Annotated in this window: 26 protein-coding genes and 2 tRNA genes; 14 read left to right on the top strand and 14 right to left on the bottom strand. The window is 59.7% G+C overall.

The features are described from left to right. Positions 1-83: 83 nt before the first annotated feature. Positions 84-998, top strand: a complete 915-nt coding sequence (locus RMQ97_RS04240) for an RNA polymerase factor sigma-32 (protein ID WP_413659606.1) — start codon at positions 84-86, stop codon at positions 996-998. Between the two features lie 239 nt (positions 999-1237). On the opposite strand, the gene RMQ97_RS04235 is transcribed toward RMQ97_RS04240, so the two are convergent. Next, entirely contained in the window at positions 1238-2011 is a 774-nt protein-coding gene (locus RMQ97_RS04235; RefSeq protein ID WP_413659605.1) for a thermonuclease family protein, read from the bottom strand. A 194-nt stretch (positions 2012-2205) separates the two neighbouring features. Between RMQ97_RS04235 and RMQ97_RS04230 the strand changes: the two genes are divergently transcribed. The 3 genes from RMQ97_RS04230 (at position 2206) to RMQ97_RS04220 (ending at position 3741) form a co-directional block, all read left to right on the top strand. Continuing rightward, complete coding sequence (locus tag RMQ97_RS04230) at positions 2206-2754, top strand: methyl-accepting chemotaxis protein (protein WP_413659604.1); 549 nt, start codon at positions 2206-2208, stop codon at positions 2752-2754. Between the two features lie 285 nt (positions 2755-3039). Further along, positions 3040-3588 (top strand): SMI1/KNR4 family protein, encoded by a 549-nt coding sequence (locus RMQ97_RS04225; protein WP_413659603.1) that lies wholly within the window; start codon positions 3040-3042, stop codon positions 3586-3588. A gap of 76 nt (positions 3589-3664) precedes the next feature. Further along, positions 3665-3741: transfer RNA gene (locus tag RMQ97_RS04220), tRNA-Arg, on the top strand. A 22-nt stretch (positions 3742-3763) separates the two neighbouring features. On the opposite strand, the gene RMQ97_RS04215 is transcribed toward RMQ97_RS04220, so the two are convergent. Then, complete coding sequence (locus tag RMQ97_RS04215; protein WP_413659602.1) at positions 3764-4693, bottom strand: NAD(P)H-binding protein; 930 nt, start codon at positions 4691-4693, stop codon at positions 3764-3766. Between the two features lie 98 nt (positions 4694-4791). Here RMQ97_RS04215 and RMQ97_RS04210 point away from each other — a divergent pair, with 98 nt between their 5' ends. Then, positions 4792-5712, top strand: a complete 921-nt coding sequence (locus tag RMQ97_RS04210) for a LysR family transcriptional regulator (RefSeq protein WP_413659601.1) — start codon at positions 4792-4794, stop codon at positions 5710-5712. Here the strand turns inward: RMQ97_RS04210 and pgeF are convergent. The 9 genes from pgeF to RMQ97_RS04165 form a co-directional block, all read right to left on the bottom strand. Further along, positions 5690-6478, bottom strand: a complete 789-nt coding sequence (gene pgeF / locus RMQ97_RS04205) for a peptidoglycan editing factor PgeF (RefSeq protein ID WP_413659600.1) — start codon at positions 6476-6478, stop codon at positions 5690-5692. The genes RMQ97_RS04210 and pgeF overlap by 23 nt on opposite strands. After that, complete coding sequence (locus RMQ97_RS04200; RefSeq protein ID WP_413659599.1) at positions 6475-7911, bottom strand: protein adenylyltransferase SelO family protein; 1437 nt, start codon at positions 7909-7911, stop codon at positions 6475-6477. The genes pgeF and RMQ97_RS04200 overlap by 4 nt, the downstream gene beginning before the upstream one ends. Before the next feature lie 16 nt (positions 7912-7927). Continuing rightward, the gene (locus tag RMQ97_RS04195; protein ID WP_413659598.1) at positions 7928-8872 is read right to left on the bottom strand and encodes an alpha/beta hydrolase; all 945 of its coding nucleotides are present in this window, start codon (positions 8870-8872) and stop codon (positions 7928-7930) included. A gap of 130 nt (positions 8873-9002) precedes the next feature. Continuing rightward, entirely contained in the window at positions 9003-9227 is a 225-nt protein-coding gene (locus RMQ97_RS04190; protein ID WP_413659597.1) for a hypothetical protein, read from the bottom strand. Positions 9228-9376: 149 nt separating this feature from the next. Further along, positions 9377-9952 carry a DUF924 family protein gene (locus RMQ97_RS04185; RefSeq protein ID WP_413659596.1) on the bottom strand — a complete coding sequence of 192 codons (576 nt, stop codon included), beginning with the start codon at positions 9950-9952 and terminating at the stop codon, positions 9377-9379. Beyond that, positions 9949-11742, bottom strand: a complete 1794-nt coding sequence (locus tag RMQ97_RS04180; RefSeq protein ID WP_413659595.1) for a long-chain-acyl-CoA synthetase — start codon at positions 11740-11742, stop codon at positions 9949-9951. Before RMQ97_RS04180 ends, RMQ97_RS04185 begins: the two co-directional genes overlap by 4 nt. Positions 11743-11866: 124 nt before the next feature. Next, positions 11867-12751, bottom strand: a complete 885-nt coding sequence (locus tag RMQ97_RS04175) for a hypothetical protein (protein WP_413659594.1) — start codon at positions 12749-12751, stop codon at positions 11867-11869. Between the two features lie 114 nt (positions 12752-12865). Then, positions 12866-13741, bottom strand: coding sequence for a hypothetical protein (locus RMQ97_RS04170; protein WP_413659593.1), 876 nt, complete (start codon positions 13739-13741; stop codon positions 12866-12868). Positions 13742-13985: 244 nt separating this feature from the next. Next, positions 13986-14070 (bottom strand) — tRNA-Leu (locus RMQ97_RS04165). 126 nt (positions 14071-14196) lie between these two features. On the opposite strand from RMQ97_RS04165, the gene RMQ97_RS04160 reads away from it, so the two are divergent. The 3 genes from RMQ97_RS04160 (at position 14197) to RMQ97_RS04150 (ending at position 15973) form a co-directional block, all read left to right on the top strand. Then, positions 14197-14829 (top strand): exopolysaccharide biosynthesis protein, encoded by a 633-nt coding sequence (locus RMQ97_RS04160; protein WP_413659592.1) that lies wholly within the window; start codon positions 14197-14199, stop codon positions 14827-14829. 74 nt (positions 14830-14903) lie between these two features. Continuing rightward, complete coding sequence (locus RMQ97_RS04155; RefSeq protein WP_413659591.1) at positions 14904-15413, top strand: disulfide bond formation protein B; 510 nt, start codon at positions 14904-14906, stop codon at positions 15411-15413. After that, positions 15410-15973, top strand: coding sequence for a demethoxyubiquinone hydroxylase family protein (locus RMQ97_RS04150; protein ID WP_413659590.1), 564 nt, complete (start codon positions 15410-15412; stop codon positions 15971-15973). Before RMQ97_RS04155 ends, RMQ97_RS04150 begins: the two co-directional genes overlap by 4 nt. A gap of 155 nt (positions 15974-16128) precedes the next feature. On the opposite strand, the gene RMQ97_RS04145 is transcribed toward RMQ97_RS04150, so the two are convergent. The 3 genes from RMQ97_RS04145 to RMQ97_RS04135 form a co-directional block, all read right to left on the bottom strand. Then, positions 16129-18861, bottom strand: coding sequence for a M16 family metallopeptidase (locus RMQ97_RS04145; protein ID WP_413659589.1), 2733 nt, complete (start codon positions 18859-18861; stop codon positions 16129-16131). Positions 18862-18962: 101 nt separating this feature from the next. Further along, positions 18963-19529: an HNH endonuclease gene (locus RMQ97_RS04140; RefSeq protein ID WP_413659588.1), complete on the bottom strand. Its 567-nt coding sequence runs from the start codon at positions 19527-19529 to the stop codon at positions 18963-18965. Between the two features lie 226 nt (positions 19530-19755). After that, complete coding sequence (locus RMQ97_RS04135) at positions 19756-20430, bottom strand: alpha/beta hydrolase (protein ID WP_413659587.1); 675 nt, start codon at positions 20428-20430, stop codon at positions 19756-19758. Positions 20431-20514: 84 nt separating this feature from the next. Here RMQ97_RS04135 and gluQRS point away from each other — a divergent pair, with 84 nt between their 5' ends. From gluQRS to RMQ97_RS04105, 6 genes are all read left to right on the top strand, one after another. Next, entirely contained in the window at positions 20515-21381 is an 867-nt protein-coding gene (gene gluQRS, locus RMQ97_RS04130) for a tRNA glutamyl-Q(34) synthetase GluQRS (RefSeq protein ID WP_413659586.1), read from the top strand. 74 nt (positions 21382-21455) lie between these two features. Then, entirely contained in the window at positions 21456-22502 is a 1047-nt protein-coding gene (locus RMQ97_RS04125; protein WP_413659585.1) for a Rieske 2Fe-2S domain-containing protein, read from the top strand. Next, a complete protein-coding gene (locus RMQ97_RS04120) occupies positions 22502-22708 on the top strand; it encodes a twin transmembrane helix small protein (RefSeq protein WP_413659584.1) in 207 nt (68 codons plus the stop codon). The genes RMQ97_RS04125 and RMQ97_RS04120 overlap by 1 nt, the downstream gene beginning before the upstream one ends. Positions 22709-22738: 30 nt before the next feature. Then, on the top strand, positions 22739-23320 hold the full coding sequence (locus RMQ97_RS04115) for a cob(I)yrinic acid a,c-diamide adenosyltransferase (RefSeq protein ID WP_413659583.1): 582 nt from the start codon (positions 22739-22741) through the stop codon (positions 23318-23320). Positions 23321-23974: 654 nt separating this feature from the next. Then, positions 23975-24460: a hypothetical protein gene (locus tag RMQ97_RS04110; protein ID WP_413659582.1), complete on the top strand. Its 486-nt coding sequence runs from the start codon at positions 23975-23977 to the stop codon at positions 24458-24460. Between the two features lie 300 nt (positions 24461-24760). After that, the gene (locus RMQ97_RS04105; RefSeq protein ID WP_413659581.1) at positions 24761-24886 is read left to right on the top strand and encodes a hypothetical protein; all 126 of its coding nucleotides are present in this window, start codon (positions 24761-24763) and stop codon (positions 24884-24886) included. Positions 24887-25132 lie beyond the last annotated feature (246 nt).

Raw genomic sequence — 25132 nt, 5'->3', positions numbered from 1 at the left:
CTGGTCGCAGGCCATCTGCACCTGCGACTGATCCAATACCTGAGCTCTTGCGTAGGACTTGTGTGAGACAAAAGAGGTAAGGCATGGATACGGTTGGGCCTATCGCAAAATCACGGACAGACACAATCACCACCGGCTTCAGCGATCGCGATTTCGTTGAAAAGGCCATGGCGGAACGCCTTCTGCCCAAAGAAGAGGAACAGGAACTGGCCCGGGCCTGGCGTGATGACCGGGATGAGCGCGCCCTCCACCGCCTGACCCAGAGCCATATGCGCCTCGTGATCGCCATTGCCGCCCGCTTCCGGCGCTATGGCTTGCCGATGTCCGACCTCATCCAGGAAGGCAATATTGGCCTGATGAAAGCGGCGGAACGCTTCGAACCTGAACGCGATATCCGTTTCTCGACCTATTCCAGCTGGTGGATCCGGTCCTGCATCCAGGATTATGTCCTGCGCAACTGGTCGATCGTCCGGACCGGAACAACGTCGGCGCAAAAATCCCTGTTTTTCAATCTGCGGCGCTTGCGCGCCACGCTGGGTGAGTTTGGCAATGGGTCGCTGACCCCGGAATTGCGAGAGAAGATTGCCAACACGCTCAACGTCCGGGAGGCGGATGTGGACACGATGAGCGCCCGACTGGCCGCCAGTGATCGCTCTCTCAACGCCCCGGTCACCGAAGACGCGGAAATGGACTGGCAGGACCTGCTGGCCGATGAGGATGCGCTCAGCGGTGACAGCCGCATGGAAGATCGCGATGCCCACCGCCGCACCGCCTGGCTGGGCGAGGCGATAGACCTGCTGTCCGATCGCGAACAGATGATCATCCGCGAACGCCGCCTCACCGATGACAGCGTCACCCTGGAAAGCCTGGGCCAGCGCCTGGGCATATCCAAGGAACGTGTCCGCCAGATCGAACAATCGGCGATGGGCAAGCTCAAGCGCATCCTCACCGAACGCTTTGGTGATCCGGACGAAGCAGGGCTGATACCCTCAGCCTGATGCTCTCAGTCTGAACTCACAGCCAAACAACCGAGGTCTGCACCCCGCGGCCTGATTAGGGCAAGCCGACCCAGGTCTCCGTTCTTCCTGCCCGAACAGGTGGAACGGAGACCTGACGCAGACCGTGACACCTCACCTTGATGCGAAGACTCGATTCCCGCGAAGCGCGGTCTCGACGCCCGATGTTGAAGAGCGGTGATTGAGCGCGGTGCGGATGGCCCGGTCGTTGTTACAATCGACTATCCCGGCGGGGCCTCGTCCAGAAACCGCAAACGTTCGGGATGATCCAGCCGGATCATCGGGCCATTTTCTTCATAGAGCCATCCACGCACTTCGACCCGTCGCCCTTCAAGCTCCAGGGGTTCGAGATTGCGCGCCCGAAAGACCGGCACATCATCCGCATCCACCCGGACCGTGAAATCGGTGCGATAATCCGTCCCGAAATTGATATAGACCCGACCACTGTCCAGCTCGGCAACCGAGGTCACCCGCCCCGCCACGATCTGTACGCTGTCGAGGTCCTGCGCCAACGCATCGGGATGGGTATCGCGCACACGATGAGCCCGATCCGCCCACAAGCCGCGCCCGGCAGACCGGGCTTCGGCCTCCACACGCATCAAATACTCGGCATAATCGAAATTATCGGCATGGCTGACCACCCGGACATGTCCCGCCTCCACCAATTCCTGTTGGAGCCAGACGGGCGCCCCCTCACCCAGGCGATAGACCTGCGCAATGAGACGGCCATACCGGTCCGGTTCGGGAGAGGCGAGGATCAACCGGACACGCTGACCAACCAGATTGTCATCGAACCAGTCATCCAGAGACGAATCAGGAGGCAGGTCCAAACCCGCAAACCGGACCGCCAGAGGTCCGCTTTCCTGATCAAGCGTAAAGGTCAGACGTCCGGCCATGGCCAGGACCTCACCTTCGGGGGCCGGATCATCGCTGCGCGCGATCGATCCCGCCAGACACATAGCGACCACAAGCACAATTTTGAATTGAGCCTTCACCCTCAATCCTCCTGCCCTGTTTACGCCCGAACACCCAAGACCCCCATAGCACACTCTTGAGTTGTTTATCGATCATGCTTTTGTGACGCCCCGTGGTTTCACCACAGAACCTTCCTTAACCCTTCAGCGCGTTTACCTTTAATTTCTCCTTCGCGGTTTAGGGTGTGCTCGAACTTAATCAGGGATGTGCTCTCATGAACGCCACTGCCTACGCCGATGATGTCTACGCACCGGCTCAAAACTCCGATGTCAACGCCATTGCCGATGCTGTGGGTGATACAGCAGCCCGCGCCTCCCAGGGCGCCGAGGCGGCCCAGATCGCACGCGACGCGATGAACCAGGTCGAGGAATCCAGCCAGGTTCTCGAACGCCGGGTCGAGGCGCTGACCGATGCCTCCCAGCGCATCAATGCCATTTTGTCCACGATCGAGGCCATCGCCAGCCAGACCAATCTCCTGGCCCTGAACGCCACGATCGAAGCGGCTCGCGCCGGTGAAGCCGGTCGCGGTTTCGCCGTCGTCGCCGGTGAGGTGAAAGCTCTGGCCGGCCAGACCGCCAAGGCGACCGAAGACATTGCGTCGCGCATTTCCGCCCTCGACGCCGAGGTGAAGGAAATTCTGGAAGGCGTACGCTCCTCCGGCGTCTCTGTGGCGCAGGGTCGTGAGGCCGTCGACCAGATGACACAAGCCACTGATGAGGTTGCCCAATCCCTCATCAGCCTGCGCGACCAGGTCCGCGCCTAGCGCGTATCGCGTTCCCATGACACGAAAGGCGGTCCTACGGGCCGCCTTTTTTGTTGGGCAACGTCCCCTTGCGAGCCCGGCCTTGCGGGGGTGGTTGGATGAAGCTTTCTAGTGGGATCCAGCCTCTGACGAGACACTGATATCAAAGGCCTCATGGTCGTTCGCCAAAAAACGGCCCGCATCTTCCTGTTCTCCGCACCTTTCTGTGCAAGGCCTGACGCGCTTGCGACATCGTGACGTCACAGGCTCAGGATATGGCCAAAGGGTATCAAACGGAGGCAAGACATGTTCGATCAGTACACGATTTTTGGTACACCAAACCCCGTTTCCGAAGCCGATCTTGCAACGGCTGAGGCGCAGCTCAATCTCCGTTTTCCGACCGGCTATCGCGCCTTCGTGACAAAGTTCGGCAAGGGCATTCTGGGCGATGACCATCTCAACCTCACCTATGAAGAGATGATGCAGAACCCGGAAAAATACGACGATGATGAAAACACCGGGAGCGAAATCCGCGTTTACACACCTGCAGACATTCTCGACACCGCGGACGGAGTGGAAGCCTGGCGGGAGCGCATCACCAAGTACTGGTTCTGGAATGATGGCGCGGACGTGCTGAGCAAAGACAAAGCTGTGGAGTGCGTCGTGTTCGCGGATACGACAGTAGGCGACGAAATCATCTTCCACCCGTCCCAGCCTGACCGGATCTATGTTCTGCCGCGGGATGAAGCGACTATCTATGCCGTGGAGGGCGGACTGCCTGGCGTGATCGAATGGATGTTCAGCTCCGGAACACTTTATTCCAGCTTCACCGCGCGCTGTTTCAAACCGGATTAAGGCAGGCACACATCGATTGCGCGTCACCTGCAGCAACGCTTGCCAGCCCGGTCCCGCAGCGGCATCTTGCGCTCAAGACCCCGTAGCTCAGCAGGATAGAGCAGCAGATTCCTAATCTGAAGGTCGGAGGTTCGAATCCTCTCGGGGTCGCCAGGCCCGCTGTATCACACACGGCTCAACTCTCCCGAACAGCGGCGATGGATTGACGCACCGCCTCGGTCACTGGCGTCACGGAAAAATCCGGGCACAGCGTTTGAAAACGCTCGCTTTCGATGTGATGGGGCGTCCGCCAGAGATAGGACATCTCCACCACGCCCCGCATGACCCCGTCAAACAGGCCCATAAGACGAATGATGGGCCAGGGAAGTCCTGTCAGTTTGGGCCGCCGCCCCTCGACCTGCTCAACCGTATTGATCAGGTCCTGACCTGTCAGGGCATACCCCGCAAAGCCGATGCTCTCAAACCTTGCCAGCGCGCCAGGCTGATCGAGCAGAGCCACAAAACCGCGCGCGACATCCGGCAGGAAGGCCCAGGCATGCATCAGATCGGTGGGACCGGGATACATGAACTCACCCTTGTGGATCTTTGCCAACATGTGACTTTCCAGCCAATTGCCGCTGACCCGCGTGTCGATGAAATCCCCGCACCGCAGTATCAAGGTCGGCACGCCAGAATCCCGATAGGAAGCCTCCATCTCGGCTCGCAAGCGCCCTTTGGAATTGGACGGTTGAAACGGCGTGTCATCCCGCAAAACGGGCGGCATGGTCTGTCCGTAGACATAGACATTGCCGGGAATGGCAATCCGCGCCCCGCTGACCTTCGCTGCAGCGATCACATTAGCGGTGAATTGCGGTACGACCCGCGACCAGTGACTATAGGGCGGGTTGAGCGCGTTGAAGATCACATCATGACCGCTACACGCTTTCACAAGTCCGTCCTGATCGAGCGCATCTCCCTCGAGACACGTCAGCCCTTCGCGGCTCTCCAGACGGTCTGCCAGACGTCGGCCAAAGGCCGTGACCGACCAGCCCGCATCCAGGAAGGCTTCACAGGCGGCCTGCCCCATGCGACCGGCCGCGCCCAGAATAATCACTCGCTGGCTCATCTCTCTCTCCAGTTCTGAATGGCTGTGCTTGACGTCGAGGATTATTCAATTCATTTTTGACTTGCCATTGGCGATCATCGTTTAAGGGGAAGTCAAATATGAATACCGCAGTCGATCCCAATCATCTGTTCAACTGGGATCACGTCCAGGCCTTTCTGGCGGCCGCCGAACACGGCTCCGTCTCTGCTGCCGCCCGGGCGCTGCGATGCAGCCAGCCCACGCTGGGACGTCATATACGCGCCCTTGAGGAAGAGCTCGACGTCATCCTGTTCGAACGACGTCCGGACGGGCTGCGCCTCACCCGGGACGGAACCGATATTCTCGGACTGGCGCGGTCCATGCAGAATTCGGCCCAGCAACTGGCTCTGCGTGCAGCGGGACGCTCGGAACGCATTGATGGAACCGTCCGCGTCACCGCCAGCCAGATGATCGCCACCTATGCCCTGCCGGATATTCTCGCCCCGATGTTTCGTGATGAACCTGCGCTCGACTATGAAATCCTGGCGATGGACTCGACCCATAACCTGCTCAAGCGCGAAGCGGACATCGCTATTCGCATGTTCCGCCCCGAACAGAATGATGTGATCACACGCAAGGTGGGAGAAATCTATCTCGGCCTGTTTGCCTCGGATGCCTATCTGGAACGCCATGGTGCGCCCACAACGATGGAGGCGTTCGCCGAGCATATTGTGCTGGGTTACGACCGGGATGAACGTATTCTCAGAGGCTTTGCCGAATTTGGCCAGACGGTGAAACGCGAGGATTTTCCCATCCGGTGTGATGACCAGGTCGCGCTCTGGCATATGGGCCGGGCGGGGATGGGTCTGTGTTTCGGACCCTGTTTCCTCGGCGAGGCCACGGAAGGCATGCATCAGGTCATGACCGATCTTGCCATTCCGCCCCTGGAAATCTGGATCACGGCCCATTCGGAACTGCGCACCAGTCGCCGCATCCGCTGGGCTTATGATCGACTGGCGGAGGGGTTCAAAACCCGGTTCAAGACGCTTTCAGCGCAATGATTCCGGCCTGGCCGCCAAACACGCCCGTCTCACCGCGATGATGACTGCGACGCGCGGAAAACAGCGTGTGTTCATTGGCATAGGTACACTCGGTGGATCGCCAGACCGCCGCTTCCGGCACGCCGGCCAGAACCAGTTGGCGTCGGCACGCTTCGGCGACATCAAGATGCGCGCCGCCCTCGGGATCCTTCGGCGAGAGCACACCCCGGCTGGTCGGCAAAAGCGCTTCGAACTGAGCGACAACCTCGGGCCCGACCCGATAGTGAGGGGCCGAGATGGATGGGCCGATCGCAGCGCGGCAATCACCTGGCTGCGTCCCGTAGGCCTGTTGCATGGCGTCCAGGGTGGCCTGGACAATATTCTGCACGGTCCCGCGCCAACCCGAATGAATGGCGGCAATCGCGGGTCGGGCCGTGTCCTGGATCAAAATGGGCGTGCAATCAGCGGTCTGACAGACCAGGCCCAAACCCGGCTGATCGGTGATGAGGGCGTCGGCCTCGCCAACCGGGGCAGCCCCCTTTGGGGGACCGCTCACCTGCACGACCGCCCGGCCATGCACCTGGGCTGCAAACACAAGATAATTGAGGCCCAGCGCCTTGCGAACACGCTCGCGGTTTTCCTCGACATGAGATGCATCATCACCCCGCGACCGCGTCATGTTCAGCGAGGCATAAGCGCCCTCACTGACACCGCCGGGACGGGTCGTAAACGCGTGCACGCTCATGCCCTGAGGCCAGTCGGGGGCTGTGACAAAGGTCAGACTCATAGGTCAAATCCTGGCGCACCGGGTTTCAGGGCATAGGCCTGGCGAGCCTGTTCGATTTGCAAGAGCAACGCGTGCAACGCTGACCAGTCATCCTGCTCGGCGATCGGTGCCCACACCCCCTCAACCCGCTCGATCTTCAGCGAGGCCGGGTCGCTCGCGCCAAAATAAGCATGGTCGAGACGCGCCGGACGCTCGGTCGCGTAATCACTCATGCGCGCCGCAAACGCGTCAAAAGCCTCACCCTGATAGTGTGCCCGGCGCGGACCGTCGAAGGCGCGTACACGCGACGCCTCTCCGCCGAACCAGTCAAAAAACACACCTTCCCAGGGCGTTGGCGCACTGCGCAGGAAATCCACAAAGGTCTGGAAGAACTCGAAATCTGTCTCATCCCCCTTGGGCGTCAATCCAAGGCGCGCCAGAAAGGCCTTGGGCACCGCATCGCGATACAGTGCCGGATAGGTATTGAGCACCGCTTCCAGGGCCGGTGTCTGCGCGACGAGGCTCAAGGCACCCGCGAACTGCTGAAGCGCCCAGAACACAGCTTCGGGCTGGCGGCCATAGGCATACAGACCGGTTTCATCGAAATAGGCCGCCACAAACCCCGGCTCGTAATGAGGCAGGAAACGCCATGGACCATAATCGAAACTCTCGCCCGTGATGTTGAGATTATCGGTGTTCAGCACACCATGCACAAAACCGGCGGCCATCCAGCTTGCAACCAGCTGGGCCTGGGCCGCCACGACGGCTTCCAGCAGGCTGACGGCCGGATCCGGATCATTCGCCCGCTCCGGATAATAATGGGTCAGCGCATGTTCGACGAGTTTGAGGATCCGGTCAGGTTCGCCTTCATAGGCCTGACGCTGGAACATGCCGAACCGGATATGGGAATGACCCAGCCGGGTCAGAACGGCTGAGCGTGTGGGCGAAGGTTCATCGCCACGATGCAGCGCCTCACCGGTCTCGTACACCGCGAAGGTCTTGGAGGTATAGACACCGAGTGCCTCGAGCATTTCCGTCGCCAGGATTTCGCGCACGGCACCTTTCAGGGTCAATCGCCCATCGCCACTGCGCGACCAAGGGGTCTGCCCGGATCCCTTTGTCGCCAGATCCAGCAAACGCCCCTGATCATCCTTCAGCTGAGCATGCAGAAATCCTCGCCCATCCCCGATCTGCGGATTATAGACCCGGAATTGATGGCCGTGATAACGCAGGGCCAACGACCGCGGATGATTGTCTGGCAGAGCCTCAAACCGATGGAAGAACGTCTTTTTCTCGGACGCATCCAGGGTGTCCAGACCGATATGCTGCGCCCAGCGCTCATTCCAGTAGCGCAGGTCGGACCGGGGAAATGCGGCCGCATCCACCGGATCGAAGAAGCCCTCACCCAGATCGGTATAGGCCGGGGCAGGTTGATAGCGTGAACTGAAAGTCATCCGGATCTCCGCTTGATCAGCCCTGAGCAGGCAGACCGGTCGTTCTGAACGCAGACGCCAATGCATCGGCGGCCTGGCGCACAAGGTGTCGGGCTGGCGGAAAAATCGCCGTGAAAGTGGCATAGCCGTGCGGCAAGGCCTGACCGAGAAGATAGGTGGCCGGCACCCCTGCTGCCAGTAGCCGCTGATGATAGGCCTGCCCTTCATCCAGCAAGGGATCGAGCTCGGCCGCCAGCGTGAAAGCCGGGGGTAAGCCCTTGAGATCATTCTCCATCAAGGGAGACGCCCGCAAATCGGACGCCTGTTCCGGCCGGGCCAGATAGGCATCCACGATCTGGTCGAGCGCCATGACCGACAGGAAATGGCCTTCCAGCGCTTTCAGCTTCGGTTTGCGGGTCTGCACGATCTGGAGCAGGGGATAGATCAATAGCTGGAAGCGGATCTGCTCCCGGCGCTGTTGCGCGAGCATGGCTGTCAGCCCTCCGCCTGCACTGTCCCCGCCAACAGCCAGCTGGTCCGGGTCCACCCCCCTCACCTCAACAGCGCCCGACACGAGCGCGTCAAAGATCGCCAGGACATCTTCCACGCCTGCTGGAAAGGGGTGTTCCGGAGCCAGACGATAATCCAGCGCCAGCACACGCACACCACTCCATCCCGCAAGCATGCGGCAAAGACGGTCATGAGTGTCGAGATCCCCGATCAGATAACCCCCACCATGCATGAAAATCAGGCAGGGACCGCGATCCGCAACACCCGGGGGTGTGTAGAGCCGGGCCGGGCGCGCATCCTCTGCTCCGGGCAGAAGAAGACCCTCAACGGATGCGAGATCGGGTCCCGGAATATCGAGATAGGGTGCTGCCCTCTGCAAGGCGCGGCGCATATGGGGCGTGGTCTGGCCGGGGCTGAAAGGGTCTTCCAGGCCGAGGCGGGCAAGCGCGAGTGTCCAGGGCGTTTCGGTCATGTCCCAGCGTTAGGCGGCACCGGCCCGCGAGGCAAGGGCGTGTTTCGTCCAAGGATGGAGAATTCCCCAGCTGCGTCAGTGGAGCAGCGGTCTGATTCCGCTCTTGCAGGACCGGTCTCGGTTCGCCGGGCTAGTGCAGGGTGAGATGGGCGTCGCGGTCGAGACGACCGGCCAGCGCGTCTTCCATCACCGATTTCAGAGCCAGCCAGGCTTCCGCGCCTTCAGGCTGTCCCTGGGCTTCCAGATCCTGCATCGCCTCGTCAGCATATCCGATGGCCTGTGCACCGTGCAGATCCACCAGGGTCCAGGCAATCTGGCGAATATCTTCAACGGTGATGTGAACGTGCGGTGTCATGAATGTCCCCGGGGCAAAGCTATGCTTGCATGCAACGCAAGGCCAATGCCAGACGGTTCCGGAAATTAAGCCATTTACATCAACGCATTACGTCAGAGCGAAGCCCCCGGACAACGGACAAGCTTGCCACGCGGCGAATTTTGCCGGGGTCAGCCTGCCGTCCGCTCGGTAAGCCAGGCTGTCTCGGCCTCGGTCGTGGGCCGCTGGAGTGCGGCATTGCGATAGGGAAAACGCCCGAACCGTTCGATAATGGCGTGGTGGTCGAGGGCGTAGGGCACCTGGCGTTGGTGATCCAATCGCTCGCGGAAACAGCTGAGTGAGAAGATCTGGTCGTCCAGATTTTCCGAATGCATGAATGGAAGGTAGATGAAGTCGCGTTGAGCACCGGGGATGACCCAGTCATACCCGCGTTCGATCATGTCTGACGCCACCTCCCGAGCCAGCCCGTCATAGGCAAAGGACCGGCCGGAACCGCGCCAGACATTGCGGGGAAACTGGTCAAACAGGATGATCAGAGCAAGGGCCGACCAGGGTTCGGCCTGCCAGTCATGGCGCTCACCCGGCTCCAGTGCCAGCATGATGCGCGCATGCATCTCCACCGCACTCGCAAACTGACGTCGGACCCGGGCATCAAAGGCGGGTCCGCCCTCATACCATTTCGCCGGTCCGGCCTGATTGAACCAAAAGTCGAGGATACGATCAGGCGTCGCGGCGGGCTGGCTCATATGCGAAGGCTTCCATCCTGGATCTGCCCGAAAATCTCAGGCGTCAATGGCACGTATTTACCCAGACTCGGATGATCGAAAAAGAGCGGTTCGTCGATCTTTTGAGGATTAAATCCATCTTTCACCAGATCGACCTTGCGAAACTTGAACGTGCCCGTTGTGTCGGTCTGTTCCTGGAGACGCAGGAAGAGCGGACGAGCATAGGCCGGCAGGCTGTCATGGACATGCGCATGCAGACTGTCGAGATCGATCGCATCGGGCTGCCCCACAATGGCGGCCATGCCTGCACGCCCTGCATGCCCGTCAACCTCGACGCCATACACATTGGCCTGTTCGATACCGGGCACATTCAGGGCCTCGGCCACCTCGCCCGTCGCCACATTCTCGGATTTCCAACGGAACGTATCGCCGACCCGATCGACAAAGAAGAAATGGCCAAGCTTGTCGCGGCTCATCAGATCGCCCGTGCGGAACCAGGCATCGCCCGGCTTGAACACATCGCGCAGGATCTTCTTCTCAGTATCCGCCTTTGAACCGTATCCGTCGAACCGGAAACGACTGTCATTCGGATCGATCCGCCCGACGGCCTCGCCCACTTCATCCGGTCCACACACAATGCAGCGACCATTTTCATCACGCACCGGCATTTCCGTATCGATATCGAAACGAACCAGTTCGACATTGAAACGGCTCTTCAGATAGCCGGGCACACGGCCGACCGCTCCCGGAAAGTTGGTGGCATTGACCAGACCGACATTGCCTTCGGTGGATCCATAGAATTCGATGATCCAGGGCAGGTTGAACCGGGCCTGGAACGCGTCCCACACATCACGGCGCATGCCGTTACCGATCGCGACGCGAAGCGAATGCTCTTTTTCTTCCGGAGCCTCCGGTGAATTCACGAGGAAGCGGCACAGCTCGCCCACATACATGAACTGGGTCGCCTTGAAGTGTTTCACGTCCGGCCAGAACGCTGAGGCCGAGAAGCGATCCCGGATAATGAGGGCGCCGCCATAAGAGAGCGCACAGCCCACGCCGCACAGACCACCCGTTGCATGATAGAGCGGCAGGACCAGATACATGCGGTCATCCAGGCCGGATTTGGAGGTCGCCGCAAAGGCGTTGAGATAATACAGCGCGCGGATATGGGTCACGAGCGCCGCCTTGGGCAGCCCGGTCGTGCCGCTGGTGAACATTTTCAGTGCGGTGTCCGAATTCTTGACCTCGGCGCGCAACGCCGTGTCCGGACGTTCATCTCCACAGCTGGCGATCGTGTCGGTAAAGCTGGCCACACCCTCGGGCGCATCGCCATAGATCCAGGGCACCACCGCGTCGCAATCATGGTCACAGGCCGAGGTGTAATTCTCGAACAGATCCGCATCCACGATCAGATGAGCGCTTTCGCCAACATTGAGGCAATGCGCGAGCGATTTGCCGGCCAGCTGATTATTGAGCAGTGAAGCGGTGACCCCGACCTTGGAGAGGCCAAACCAGATCGCGATGTATTGCCATTTATTGCCCATCAGAAGGGCGACGCAATCGCCGGGCTTGAGCCCCTGGGCCAGAGCCCAGCTGGCTACCTGGTTGGCATAGGCGTCGAACTGGGCATACCGGATCTCACCCTCATCCGTATACGCCATCACCCGGTCCGGATAGGCATCGACTGTGCGTTCGATATGATCCGGCACACGCAGGCCGGACTTTGGTCCAACCGCATCAACCTTACTCAGAATATCGCGCATTTGCGTGATGTAGCTAAGCTCACGCTTGACCGCTGACAGCAGTCCCATGGCCTGATCTCCCCGATCTTGTTTTCGGTCAAAGCATCCCGTCTTGGCGCACGGGTCAAGCAGGCACGCCTTCTGGCGAGGTAAGTGTGAAGCCTATTTCAAAACGTTACGCTAAGTTTCAGCGTCAAGGCCACAGGCGACGGCGCTGGCGTTCCGACGCAAGGACGACCACAACAGCTGTCACCCAGGTGAGTTTCAAGGCCCAAACCAGTGTCACACCCACCGCAAATCCGGTCTCTGTCTCAAAATCGATCCATTCCAGACCGGGCTGAACAAGGATCAGGTAGGCGTGGAGCTGCCAGAAGGCCATCATGGCGAGCCCGAGCCGGAAGACAGGCCGAGAGAACCAGTAGCCCGCCAGTGCCAGTGCGGCAATAATCTGTCCATAGCCGGTCCAGACCAGAACCGTGTTTAGAGTCTCACCAGACCCCAGCCATTTGTAGAAGCTGTTGGCATAGACCGCGCGGGCATAATCCGCCTCGGTCGGCCAGATTTTGACCAGCCCCACAAAGACCATGAAGAGAATCAGCCCTGCGACCATCAGGTGACGCCCCCATTCCCTGGCGAAGCGATTGTCTCGACCGGTCCGACCGGTTCCTTCCGTTCCTGCAGTCCACAGCGCAAGCCCTGGAAGAACGAGACTGATCAGTTGAGTATGCCCGTCGCGAAACGTGGTCAGCACGTGCAGGTCCGACAACCAGAACGGATTGATGATGACCAAGAGGGCGACCAAACCACCGTAAAAAGCAGCCAGCCTGTAGCCGCTCCGCCTCCATCCAGCGGACAGGCCGGGGAAACCCAGCAGCGCCGCGATGAGAAACGAATAGGCTGCCATCAGCAAGGCGACCAGCCATCCCGAACCCGTCAGCCCGTCCAGCAAAGCGTGTTCGCTCAGCCAGGATCGCCAGTGACTGGCCGCACCAGGAAAGAGTCCGAACAGGCCAAACAGTCCAAAGACGCTGACGAGAGTCCAGCGTGTCAGAATGGCGGCGTGCACAGATTTGATCACGGTGCGCAGTCTCCTTTTCAAAAGACGTAGTGCGACGACTAGATCATGGAAAGTCTGGCCAAGATGTAAACACCTCAGGTCTTCACGATCAGGAATCCTGTTTTTGCCAAGTCCTCAACGACGACGCCGACGGCGCTCGGACAGGATGGCCAGAAGGGCCGCTGCCGCCCAGCTGGTCTTGAGGGCCCATTCTCCCATATCCCCCAACTGCCAGGTCGAACCCGCACCGGGTTGGAAAAAATGGCCCGACGTGGTGGCGTTGACCCAGGCCCAGACGATCCAGAACGCTCCAAGGATCAGGCCCGCCCGCAAGAAGCGCCGACTATACCAAAACCCGCTAAGCGCCAGTGCCGTCACAATCTGAATGACACCCAACACTTTGAGAATCCAAGGCCCCCAGACCTCGCCCGACACGCGCCCAATCAGAGACGCCGCAAATCTTTGCCCGGTATAATCAGCGGGAGTGGGCCAGATTTTGGTCAGGCCGATATACATCAGCACCAAAATCAACCCCGTCACGATGAGATGGCGGGCCAGTGACTGGTCGGCCTGCCGGCGTGCGGTGAACATGCGGTCATGCTCAAAACCGGCGGCCCAGAGGGCCAGGCCCGGCAGGACACTGGCGATCAGAAGGATGTGTCCATCGGCAAAGGCCTGGTTATCGGCCATGGGCGACAGCCAGTTGGAATTCGAGACCAGGATCAGCAAATTGCCGATCGCATACCCGCCCACAAGCCCATACCCCACCCGGCGCAAACGCGCGCCCAGCATGGGTATGCCAAGCAGACCTGCAATCGCGAGTTGATAGACGGCGGCGGCGAGCGCCAATCCGAGGGCCTGATTGGAGATGTCGCCCAGAACAGGGTGGTCACTCAGCCATGCTGACCATGACGCCTCTGCGCCGGGCAGGATGTTGAACACGGCCAAAATGGCAAAACTCACAGCCAGAACGCCGCGCGTCACACCTGCCGCTTGAGCTGGCGTCAGCATGTCTCTCCTCCTGAGCGAATCTCCCCAAAGATTCAAGGGAACACTAACAGCAGGCCGGTTGGAAATCGAGACAAGAGATGGCGTGCTTCAGGCGAGCCCGATCTCCCGCACAACACCGCGAACGCATTCGGGTTCGAGCGGGGCTGACGCAGAGAAGATTGTCGCGGGTTGATGAAGCACGCCCGCCCCCAATACTGAACATGACTAGGGATTCGTATCGAGCGGAGAGAAAACAACGAAAAAATGGTGCCCCTGGTCAGACTCGAACTGACACTCCTTGCGGAAACGGATTTTGAATCCGTCGCGTCTACCAATTCCGCCACAGGGGCCCTGTGTTTCAGGTGGCCGCAAGAATGTTTCTTGCGCGCCAAATGTCAATCTGGTTTGCAGTGTTTTCACCCCTCGCCTGCACACTGTCGGGCCCACCCTTGCTTCTTGGCCTTCCGGAGATCCCTATGTCCCACGATGAGATGCCCCAGGGCGGACTGATCAGCGCGCTGGAAAGCCTTGCTGAAACCGCACCTGAGGACGGGCTGAGCCTGGGTGAGTTTGTCGATGCTCTGGGCGAACGCGCCTTTGGCATCATTCTGTTCGCCTTTGCACTGCCCGTCTCCATACCGTTTCTCTACGGCGTGCCACAGGTCGTGGCCTTTCCGATGATGTTCCTCGCCCTGCAGATGCTGGCCGGGCGCGACGAACCCTGGCTGCCCTCACGTTTTCGCGAGCGCAATCTCTCGCTGGAGAGTCTGCAACGCATGGCGCGCGGCGGCCGCAAATGGTTCGGATGGCTGGAAACCCTCGCGCGCCCGCGACTTCTGGTACTGTCAGCTGCCGGTGCGGAGAGAGTGATTGGACTCGTGTTTACAGTATTTTGCGCGAGCATCATGATCCCGCTGCCCGCCACCAACACCACCCCCGGCATCGCCATCGCCATTGCCTCGCTCGGCCTGGTCACACGGGACGGACTGCTGATCCTCCTGGGTCTCGTGCTGGGTACGGCATGGATTGCGCTTCTGATATTTGTGGGAGACGCCGCCCTGTCGATGATGAAAGATGTGGTAACGAGCTGGCTGTCCGGCAGTGCTTGATCAGCCCCGTCTCTGCGCCATTGTGTCGCTTTGTCCTGATTGGCTTTTTTACTGACTGTAGAGGCATGACGCCCGTGCTGAACCAATTTCCGCTGACCCGTTGGCCGCTGCTCATGGCAGCCGGCTCCCTGATGATGCTTCTGGGCGCCTGGGGCTTTGAATATATTGGCCGATATGCACCCTGCGCCCTGTGTTATGACCAGCGCTACATCCATATGGCCGTCATTGCGCTGGGTTTGGCGTCAGGAGCAGCCCTGATCGTGCGCCCCAATCTGGGCCGGTTTGCGCCTTGGGCCCTGTTCGTCATCGCCGCTATTCTCCTTTACTCCTTTGGTTTTGCCGGCTGGCATGCCGGGATTGAGTATGACTGGTGGGACGGTCCGGCAACCTGCACCACAGCGGGCACTGTTTCGGTCAACACGGCCGATCTCTTCGCGGCGCTCGATGGCGAGATTCCAGCCGTGATGTGTGATGAGGCGGCGTGGACCCTGCTGGGCATTTCGATGGCCGGATACAATGCGCTGATCTCGCTGGGCATGGCCGGTGTTTCCATCTTTGTGGGGCTTCAGGGATTGCGCAAATGAGCGATTTCACACCACCCATGCCGGGTCGCAAACGCAATACGGCGCGCATCGAACAGATGATCCGCGTGGATCATGCCGGAGAATATGGCGCCGTCGCCATCTATCGCGGACAACGCGCGGTGTTTGGCAAGCTTCCCCACAAGGCCCGCATTGCCGACCAGCTCGAAGAGATGGAAGCCGATGAACAGCATCATCTCGACGCGTTTGACGGGCTGATCATGGAACACAAGGCCCGCCCGACTGTGCTGGCCCCGATCTGGAACATTGCCGGTCAGGCCCTGGGGGCGGGAACCGCACTGATGGGCGAAAAGGCCGCCCATGCCTGTACCGAAGCGGTCGAGACCGTAATCGAGGCGCATTATGCCGGGCAGGTGGAAGAATTGCGCGAGATGGGCGAGGACGAGCTTGCGACCCTCTTTGACAAATTCCGCGAGGAAGAAGTCGCCCACCGTGACCTGGCCGTGGAGGAAGGCGCACGCGAGGCGGCGGCTTATCCGCTGCTGTCCCGCTTCATCCAGACCGGATGCAAGGTCGTGATCAAGATCGCTGAGCGTATCTGATCGCCTCGAACGGGTAACCCCCGAAGCGCAATAAGACTTGGCCGATTAAACACGCCACACCAAGCTTAAATCTTTCAGGCTTGAACGCGTCTGGTAAAGAAAAAGCGGGAACCCGAGGGTTCCCGCTTTCCTGTGTCTCTGGCAGGTGTGACGATTTACTCGCCGCCCACGCGTCGGACTTCAATCTCGCCAATGCCAAGCTCGCGGATCGACTCTTCGATCACGGCAGCATCACCGATCACCATCCAGACCAGATCGTCTGCGGTCACCAGTTCGCCGGCCACACCACGCACCTCATCAAGGTCGAGCGAGCGATAGGCCTCGGTCAGGGTGGCGGGATAGTCCCAGCCCCGGCCATACAGATGGCTAGAGATCAGGGAACCGCGCACCGAGCTGGCGGTTTCATACTGTCCCGGCAGCGAGCGCGTGGCGTTGTTGATCGTGCGGGTCAACTCATCCGCCGTCATCGGGTTATCGCCCGTGAACTCCGTCAGCTCACGCACGAGTTCCGCCATGGAATCCGCTGTCCGGTCGGTTTGAACCGGCGCGTAGACCATCCACGGGCGCTGTCCCAGAGCGCCATTGAGGAAGGTATAGGCACCATAGGCCCACCCCTTGTCTTCGCGCAGATTCATGTTCACCCGTGCAGAAAACTGACCCCCGATGGCGTCGTTTGCCGCATTGATGGCGATGTCCTGCGGATGGCTGCCTTCAGGACCCAGACGACCGGCCAGGATCATGGACTGCGGCGAATTCGGGCGGTCCACGATGATGATGCGCGGCTGATCGGCATTGGCGACAGTGGCCAGGTTTTTCTCCGGCAGGGCGGTGCGCGGTGCACGCCAGCCCCGGAAGGCCCGCTCCAGCATCGGACGGATTTCATCCAGCGTCGTGTCACCCACGATGAACAGGGTGGCATTATCCGGACGCAACCAGTTGCGCTGGTGATTGACGAGATCTTCCCGTGTGAAGCTGCTGACAGCTTCCGGCGTCCCCGACCCCGTGAACGGCACAGCATAGGCATGCCCTTCACCATAGAGTTCCGGCGGCAGGAGGCGCAGGGCCAAGCCGACCGGCTGGGCCATTTCCTGGTTGATACCATTGAGACGGGCTTGACGACGGCGCTCAATATCGTCGTCGGCAAAGGTCGGATCCATGATCACCGTGGCCATCAGCTCGAGCGAGTCAGCCAGCGTGGTGTTCAACGCCGAGAGGGACACCGTGGACTGGTCCAGGCTGGATCCGGTCGACAGATTGGCGCCCAGGCGTTCGGCTTCCGCTGCAATTTCCAGCGCGTCCATACGGCCCGCACCTTCATCCAGCATATCCATGACAAAGCTGTTCAGACCCGGCGCACCCCCGACATTGTCAGCGGCATAACCGGCATCAAACACCATGGAGAGACCGACGACCGGCACCGCATCGCGGCGCACAAAGACAATCTCCACACCATTGGACAATTCCGCCGTCTCGACGGAGGGCCATTGAAGAACCGGCGTTTCGCCGACTTCAGGCAGGCCGGACCGGTCCGCATCGGTTTCCACCGACGCCATTTCACCGAAAGGCAAAACCTCGATCTGGTGATAGCCGGTATTGAGCCATTCACGCGCGGTCGTCAGGGTCTGGTCAGCCGTAGTCGCGTTGACGCGCTCAAGATAGGTCCGCCAGAAGCCCGGATCATTGGCATAGAGCTCACCCTGGGCCAGGGCGACAGCCTTGCCACCGAAGCCACCGATCTGTTCAAGACCGCGGATCGTGGAGGCATTGATACCGGTCTGGGCCGCTTGAATCTCGTCCTCAGTCGGACCGTTTTCCAGCAGCTCGTCGACAATGGCGTCGATCTGGGCCGACACATCGGCCACATCGGCATCGGGGTTCAGCGTCACCTGGATTTCAAACATGGAGGCCAGCTGATGCTCCTGCACATAAGCAAAGGCACTGGAGGCGACCTGACCTTCAAACACGAGTTCACGATAGAGGCGCGAAGTGCGGCCTCCACCCAGAACCTCGGCAAAGAGCTCCAGATCCGCGCGCTCCATGGTGGTCCGGCCCGGCACGACCCAGGTGCGATAGATGCGGGCCTGCGGGACCTCGTCATACATCACCTCGCGGGTCTCATATTCCCGCTCGGGAACCCAGCCCTGCATGCGGGTGATCGGAGGACCAACCGGGGCATCGCCGAAATACCGCTCGACCAGCGGGCGGGCCGTTTCGGCATCGATATCACCAGCCAGGACGACGATGGCGTTGGACGCACCATAGAATTGTTCGAACCAATCGCCGACATCGTCCAGAGACGCCGCTTCCAGATCGGCCATGGAGCCGATGGTGGAATGCGCATACGGATGGCCTTCCGGGAAAAGGGCGCGCAGCTGGGAATAGTTGACCATGCCATAGGGCTGGTTATCGCCCTGGCGTTTCTCGTTCTGAACCACGCCGCGCTGCTCATCCAGCTTGTCCTGGTCGATCGCGCCCATCAGGTGGGTCATGCGGTCGGATTCCATCCACAGAGCCATTTCAAGGGCGGGCGTCGGCACGGTCTGGAAGTAATTCGTGCGGTCAAACCAGGTGGTGCCGTTCATACCCGTGGCGCCGACTTGTTCGAACGGACCAAAATAGTCGTCGTTGAAGTTTTCCGACCCGTTGAACATCAAGTGTTCAAACAGATGGGCAAAGCCGGTCTTACCTTCCGGCTCGTCAGCGGAACCAACGCCATACCAGACACTGACAGCCACAATCGGCGCCTTGCGGTCTTCGTGAACAATGACGGTCAGTCCGTTTTCCAGTTCGAACCGTTCGAACGGAATATCGACATCCGGCATTTGAGCCGTTGCGATCGTTGTAATCGACAGCAAGGCTGTTGCCGCTGCCGTAAGTGTGCGGATCATCATGGTCTCTCCCCTCACAGTGCTCCCATAGTCGGACGGAAACATGCTCCGTAAGGCGAAGGACAGGAAGTAAAATCGCTGTAATGAAGCCAAGCGCGCAATCAGTGCTGCAATTCCACGTCCCAGTAGAGATAATCCATCCAGCTTTCGTGGAGGAATTTCGGCGGGAATTTGCGGCCTTGAGATTGAAGCTCGTGCATGGTCGGACGCATGGGCGGACGCGCAAGCGGCATGCCGGCCTCGCGAGGATTGCGTCCCCCCTTTTTCAGGTTACACGGACCACACGCCGCCACGATATTCTCCCAGCTCGTCTTGCCGCCGGCACGACGCGGAATGACGTGGTCGAAGGTCAGATTCTCGACGCCCTCCTTGCCGCAATAGGCACACTGGAAGCCGTCCCTGAGCCAGACATTGTATCGTGTAAACGCCGGGGAGCGGTTTTGCGTCACATATTCGCGCAGGGCCACCACCGAGGGCACGTGCATTTCAAAGGTCGGAGAGTGCACGACCTCGTCGTAGTGGGAGACGACAGCAACACGTTCAAGGAAGACATTCTTGATCGCTTCTTGCCAGGGCCAGGTCGACAAAGGCCAATAGCTCAAAGGCTGATAATCAGCGTTCAGAACGAGGCAAGGCCACCCGTCCAGCGCCTGGTTGAGCACTTTCATGCTCGTCCTCCCTCACAGCACGCCAGATGCGGGCCGGTCGGGGGATGTGTCCTGACGTGCTTCGTCCTGAAAACGCACCTCCCAAGTTCGTCAGCAGCGCCTGAAACCACAGGAGAATCAGCGCGCTCCTAGAACTTGGTGCGGACACTACAGCTGTTCGCGTGACAAAACCATGACGCGACCAATAATCTTGTGTGTCCCTCGCAGAAGACCCCCAGATACGGTGTCAGACAGCTGTGCGATAACGTCCCGACAGAGCCGATTTAATGAAGCTGAGCCCCAGTTCCAGCCCGTCCGGTCCGATCGAGTGCGGCAGACCCTGCGAAATATGCCATTCCGCGCCATGACCGGCCTCGGTCAGCTTTGTGAGGGCGTCGAACATGAAGGCGGGCGGCAAGACCGGGTCCTGGTCACCATGAATGAGATAGACCGGCGGCTTGGACCGCATCTCGTCTTTCAGCCGATCTCCACCCGGCAAGGCTCCGGAATAGCCCAGAATGCCAGCAATCGGGCGTTCACGTCGCAATCCCGCCTGAAGTGACAGCATTGTACCCTGTGAAAAGCCGACCAGAACCAGGTCTTCTTCTTTCAGCTGGTAACGTGTCAGCTCCTGCGTGATGAAGGCATCCGCAATCGGGCCCGCCATCGCTGCACCCTGTTCGATACGGTGCGGGTCCAGATTGGAGATCGGAAACCACTGGAATCCATTGGGCGCGCCGGGCACCGGGTCCGGGGCATTGGGAGAGACAAATTGCACATGCGGCAGCTGGGCGGACCAGTGCTGCCCCAGCGAGATCAGGTCATCGCCGTTGGATCCATACCCGTGGAACAGGATGACAAGTTTGCTCGGCGCCTGGCCATTGCGCGGGGCGAGGCGGGGGCCATCGATCGGTCGGGTCATGGGGTATCCTCAAATCATGTGCCCCCACTATAGCGCCGCAATCGGGGGCTTGAAGCCGCACGCGCGGCTTGTCATGCAGGGGAGATGAGATTTCGCACCCGTTTCGCCCCCTCGCCGTCCGGCCACCTCCATCTCGGACATGCCTATTCAGCGGCGTGCGCCTGGCATTTGACCGCCGAAACGGGCGGGGAATGTATCTTGCGGCTCGAAGATATCGATACCACGCGCTGCAAGCCCGAATTCGCTCAGTCCATTCTCGACGATCTGGCCTGGCTGGGTTTCGCCTGGCCCAAGCCCGTGCGTGTGCAAAGCGCGCATTTTGACGCCTATTCAGACACGCTCTCGACACTGACCGGACTAGGATTGACCTATCGCTGCTTCAAGACCCGCCGCGACATTCTCGACGAGATCGCACGCGCGCCTCACGGCCCGGGCGAGGGACCGGACGGCCAGATCTATCGCGGCCCCCGCGATCCGATGAGCGCTGACGAGGAAGCCGAACGCCTGGCCCGCGGTGAAAGCCATGCCTGGCGTTTGTCGATCGATCATTGCCGCGACCTGTTGGGTAAGGAATTCGACCGGCTGGGTTTTGAGGTGATGGGGGAAGGCTGGCGCGCCGCACAGGCCGATGCGCTCGGCGATGTCATTCTCGGGCGGCGCGATATCGGCACCAGCTATCATATCGCCGTAGTGCATGATGACGCCCTGCAGGAGATCACACATATTGTTCGCGGCGTAGATCTGGAAGAGGTCACAGGATTACATGTCCTGCTACAGCGTCTGCTGGGACTGAACACACCTGTCTACCGCTTCCACCCGCTGATAACGGATGAAACAGGCAAGCGCCTCGCCAAGCGCGACAGAGCCGCCACCCTGAAAAGCCTGCGCGAAGCCGGTCTGTCCCCCGCCGATGTTCACGCGCGTCTCCAGGCCGCGAGACCGACCGGCTAAATCCAAAATGCCGCAGCGGCGTCACACAGACCCTGTCTAGGCAAAACGCGTCAGGACCGCTAAGAGCTGAGCCCATGTTTTTGCGCGATCTTTGGTATTTCGGCGCTCTGTCGAGCGAGTTGAAACCGGGCCAGCACCTGCATCGGGAGCTGCTGGGCCAGCCCATCCTGTTTGGCCGCGACCATCAGGGCCGCGCCTATGCCCTCAAGGATATCTGCCCGCACCGCGGCATTCTGCTGTCCGGCGGCGAAGCCCAGCAGCATGGCGATGAGACCCATGTGGAATGCCCCTATCATGGCTGGCGTTTCCGCACGGACGGGTCGTGTGCCGCCATTCCCTCGCTGACCGCCGACCAGGCCGAGGCGATGGATCTCAGCAAGATCCGCACACGCGCCTTTCCGGTGCATGAGGACCAGGGCCTGATCTGGATCTATTATGGCGCGGAAGATTCGGGCGAACCGACCATTGAGCCCCCGAAACTGGATATGCCGGAGGGCGAGAAGCCCCGGATGATCATTACTGACGTGTTCAACTGTTCGGTTGATCACGCGGTGATTGGTCTGATGGACCCGGCCCACATTCCCTATATCCACCGCCAGTGGTGGTATCGGACAAAGAAGTCCGTCCGCGACAAGGAGAAGGCGTTTGGACCGATCGAACGCGGATTCTCCATGCTGCCCCACACCCCGTCGGCCAATTCCTTTGTCTATAATCTTCTCGGTGAAGGCCGGACGACGGAGATCCAGGTCCAGATCCCGGGCCTGCGCACCGAATACATCAAGGCGGGCGGCAAACACATCACCATCTTTACGGCGGTGACCCCGACCAATGAGACCAAGACCGCCATCACCATTGCGATCTACTGGAACCATCCCCTTCTCAACTTCGTGCCGCGCCCTATCTTGCGTCTGGCCGGGGAGACCTTCCTGGGACAGGATCGCGACGCCGTGAATGCCCAGCAGGTGGGCCTGGCCTATGACCCGAATCTCATGCTCATCCATGATGCTGATGTTCAGGCGAAATGGTATTTCCGCCTGAAAGATGCCTGGACCAAACATCGCGACACCGGCGAGCCCTTCCGCAATCCGGTCAAGCCCGCCACACTGCGCTGGAGAAGCTGATGGCCGATTTCCTCTCAATCCTGATCTATCTGGCCATTGGCGGCACGGCCGTCGTGCTCGTGCTGGGCATAATCTCGCTCTACCGCTCGGGCGACAAGGCGCGCTCCCAATCCAACAAGCTGATGCGCGCGCGCGTTGCCCTCCAGGCCCTGGCCATCGCCCTGCTCGGCCTGCTGGCGTTTGTGAAAGCGAATTTCGGCAGCTAACCCTGCCCAGAGCACGCCCCAGAGTACGCCATGGTCAAGCTGACAAAAATCTACACACGCACCGGGGACGCCGGAGCCACGCGTCTCGGCGACATGTCCCAGACCGTCAAACACGATCATCGTGTGGCCGCCTATGGCGATATCGACGAGACCAACAGCGCCATCGGGCTGGCGCGCTGCGCCCTGGGCGCCGACCATGAGCTCGACCCGGTTCTCGCACGGATCCAGAATGATCTGTTCGATCTGGGCGCCGATCTGTGTGTGCCCGAGAGTGACACACCGCGAGACTGGCAGCCGCTGCGCATGGATGCCGGACAAACGACCTGGCTGGAAGGCGAGATTGACCGGCTGAACGACCGGCTGGATGCCCTCAACTCCTTTATCCTGCCCGGTGGGACAGAGGCCGCCGCCCGCCTGCACATGGCCCGCACCATTTGTCGACGCGCCGAACGCCAGATTTCGGCCCTCATCGCCTCCGGTAACATTGTCGGTGCACCGGTGCTGACTTATGCCAATCGCCTGTCTGACCTGCTCTTCGTCATGGCGCGCATCACCAATGATGACGGTCGGAGCGATGTGTTGTGGGTGCCCGGCGCCTCGCGCGACACCTAGCGAAGCTATCGCATTGCCAAAGCCAATGGCCTGCAGGGTCAATCCCAACATGCCTGTGGGCTTGCAGGCGGGGCGAAAACCGGCACCCACCGAAACCGTCCCGGCAGCCGCATCCAATGTCGTCGGGACGTTGTTCGGTGGCGTCGGCGCTGTGCCGGGAGTTGCTGCTGGGGCTTTAGTCCGTGGGTTTCCTGGTGGCTCGACCGGCCTGCGCGCCACGGCCCGTGCGCGCTGCGGCCCGTGCGCGCTGCGGATGACATTGTGACGCTGGGGCCGAGGAGCGTGATGCCTGAAGTCCGAGGCCGTGAGGGGGTCGTATATCTTCGAATAGACCGCAATGGCGATATCGCACCATATGTTGTGACCCAGCTCACTATCAAAGACGTTAGGGGTACGTGACTAATAATGGTTCGCAATTACTCAAAACGCGTTTCAATGAGGATTCGCTCAGATTTTGGATACTATCATCCATGAACGGTTGCATATTGGTCGCCCTAATAGCGGCGGCTTTACAAGGGCGCACCAATGGGTTGAAGATACTGCCTATGAAACTTTGATTGGGCTCGGATACACTCCGGCAGATTTCTCTTATAACTGGTCGCTCCATCCAGACAGCGTCAAGTACATCCAAGAATAGAATTTGGAGGAGGCAAAATGCTAGATGTCTTGTTCGGCCAATTTCATCTAATGCACTCGCCTATCGACAATGACGAGGTTACAGCCAACTTCGTGAGCATTGAATCGGGGGAAATACTATACTGGTTTGAGGGCAGTGAGAAAGCGAGATACGATGACCTTTTACTCAGGTTCGAGGAATGTGATGTTGAAGGTGTCCGATATTGCAGGGATGGGGATTTTCCTATCATCATTCCAAATAATTCGCATGAGCGTGAATTCTCGATCGAGAATGGCACCTACACCGTTCAGATATCCAATAGCAATAATACAGATGATATCTGCGATTCATATAAATTTGACTTACTGGTGGAGAGCGAAACAAGAAGAATGCACTACAAATTTAACGTATTCAGAGGGTTGTATTCAATTGAGGGCCATTTTTACTATAACGGCGAGTGGGAGGTCGGTTTAGATTATGGGCTTGTTGTTGGGGCGGCAATTGAATACGCGGATTTCTGTTAGCCTAGCAGTTATTTTCGGGCTGCTTCGATGAAGCGTTCTATATACTGCCGGATTAACTCTGCGCTGTAACGTCGGCAGATTCACTCCTCCCGGCTGCGCCCATACTTCCTCTATTCCCCTGGCGCCTGGCACTCCAGCCCGGTCATCTGGGACAACCCGGTAGCCATAGTGCGGGTAGGCTTGCGCTGGGCGGTGCCGGATCTGTTGTCGCTCGTTTTTTAAGGCCCGTCATCTCCAAGTTCGGGCAGATGACACGCGCATTTGTGACGGGATTGAGTGCACCGAGAGCATCAGGAAACAATGAACGGCTTTGGTCCCGCAAAGACAGGCTATTCGGAGGAGCTGATTGCCATGCCGGAGAGCGACGAGGCATTTGGGGAATTAATTCGCGATGCGCTTGGCTATTGTACAAGCAAATTTGATTGATCCGAATAGCCCCCAGCATCCGCCGGGGGCTGTTTTCAAGGACCGCTTAGATACAAAGACCGTTTAGATGCGAAGACCGCACGATAACGTGCATGTTACTCGCGCCACACCCCAACCCCACTTTGGTTGCATAACACGAATATCACCCATCCCACTTGCATCGCGCCCAGCGTATGAGACACCGTCCGCGTGGGTGACTGGGTCTATGCGCGCTCCGTTCGCAGAAATGGCGATGCCACGGTGAAG

It is taken from the genome of Maricaulis sp. D1M11, assembly GCF_047308265.1.
Lineage (GTDB): Bacteria > Pseudomonadota > Alphaproteobacteria > Caulobacterales > Maricaulaceae > Maricaulis.
This window is presented reverse-complemented; position numbering and strand designations above follow the sequence as displayed.

Bases quoted from the DNA above. Each gene is read 5' to 3' on its own strand.
- RMQ97_RS04240 (WP_413659606.1), top strand. From the start codon at position 84: ATGGATACGGTTGGGCCTATCGCAAAATCACGGACAGACACAATCACC.
- RMQ97_RS04230 (WP_413659604.1), top strand. From the start codon at position 2,206: ATGAACGCCACTGCCTACGCCGATGATGTCTACGCACCGGCTCAAAAC.
- RMQ97_RS04225 (WP_413659603.1), top strand. From the start codon at position 3,040: ATGTTCGATCAGTACACGATTTTTGGTACACCAAACCCCGTTTCCGAA.
- RMQ97_RS04215 (WP_413659602.1), bottom strand. From the start codon at position 4,693: ATGAGCCAGCGAGTGATTATTCTGGGCGCGGCCGGTCGCATGGGGCAG.
- RMQ97_RS04210 (WP_413659601.1), top strand. From the start codon at position 4,792: ATGAATACCGCAGTCGATCCCAATCATCTGTTCAACTGGGATCACGTC.
- pgeF (WP_413659600.1), bottom strand. From the start codon at position 6,478: ATGAGTCTGACCTTTGTCACAGCCCCCGACTGGCCTCAGGGCATGAGC.
- RMQ97_RS04200 (WP_413659599.1), bottom strand. From the start codon at position 7,911: ATGACTTTCAGTTCACGCTATCAACCTGCCCCGGCCTATACCGATCTG.
- RMQ97_RS04195 (WP_413659598.1), bottom strand. From the start codon at position 8,872: ATGACCGAAACGCCCTGGACACTCGCGCTTGCCCGCCTCGGCCTGGAA.
- RMQ97_RS04190 (WP_413659597.1), bottom strand. From the start codon at position 9,227: ATGACACCGCACGTTCACATCACCGTTGAAGATATTCGCCAGATTGCC.
- RMQ97_RS04185 (WP_413659596.1), bottom strand. From the start codon at position 9,952: ATGAGCCAGCCCGCCGCGACGCCTGATCGTATCCTCGACTTTTGGTTC.
- RMQ97_RS04180 (WP_413659595.1), bottom strand. From the start codon at position 11,742: ATGGGACTGCTGTCAGCGGTCAAGCGTGAGCTTAGCTACATCACGCAA.
- RMQ97_RS04170 (WP_413659593.1), bottom strand. From the start codon at position 13,741: ATGCTGACGCCAGCTCAAGCGGCAGGTGTGACGCGCGGCGTTCTGGCT.
- RMQ97_RS04160 (WP_413659592.1), top strand. From the start codon at position 14,197: ATGTCCCACGATGAGATGCCCCAGGGCGGACTGATCAGCGCGCTGGAA.
- RMQ97_RS04150 (WP_413659590.1), top strand. From the start codon at position 15,410: ATGAGCGATTTCACACCACCCATGCCGGGTCGCAAACGCAATACGGCG.
- RMQ97_RS04145 (WP_413659589.1), bottom strand. From the start codon at position 18,861: ATGATCCGCACACTTACGGCAGCGGCAACAGCCTTGCTGTCGATTACA.
- RMQ97_RS04140 (WP_413659588.1), bottom strand. From the start codon at position 19,529: ATGAAAGTGCTCAACCAGGCGCTGGACGGGTGGCCTTGCCTCGTTCTG.
- RMQ97_RS04135 (WP_413659587.1), bottom strand. From the start codon at position 20,430: ATGACCCGACCGATCGATGGCCCCCGCCTCGCCCCGCGCAATGGCCAG.
- gluQRS (WP_413659586.1), top strand. From the start codon at position 20,515: ATGAGATTTCGCACCCGTTTCGCCCCCTCGCCGTCCGGCCACCTCCAT.
- RMQ97_RS04125 (WP_413659585.1), top strand. From the start codon at position 21,456: ATGTTTTTGCGCGATCTTTGGTATTTCGGCGCTCTGTCGAGCGAGTTG.
- RMQ97_RS04120 (WP_413659584.1), top strand. From the start codon at position 22,502: ATGGCCGATTTCCTCTCAATCCTGATCTATCTGGCCATTGGCGGCACG.
- RMQ97_RS04115 (WP_413659583.1), top strand. From the start codon at position 22,739: ATGGTCAAGCTGACAAAAATCTACACACGCACCGGGGACGCCGGAGCC.
- RMQ97_RS04110 (WP_413659582.1), top strand. From the start codon at position 23,975: ATGCTAGATGTCTTGTTCGGCCAATTTCATCTAATGCACTCGCCTATC.
- RMQ97_RS04105 (WP_413659581.1), top strand. From the start codon at position 24,761: ATGAACGGCTTTGGTCCCGCAAAGACAGGCTATTCGGAGGAGCTGATT.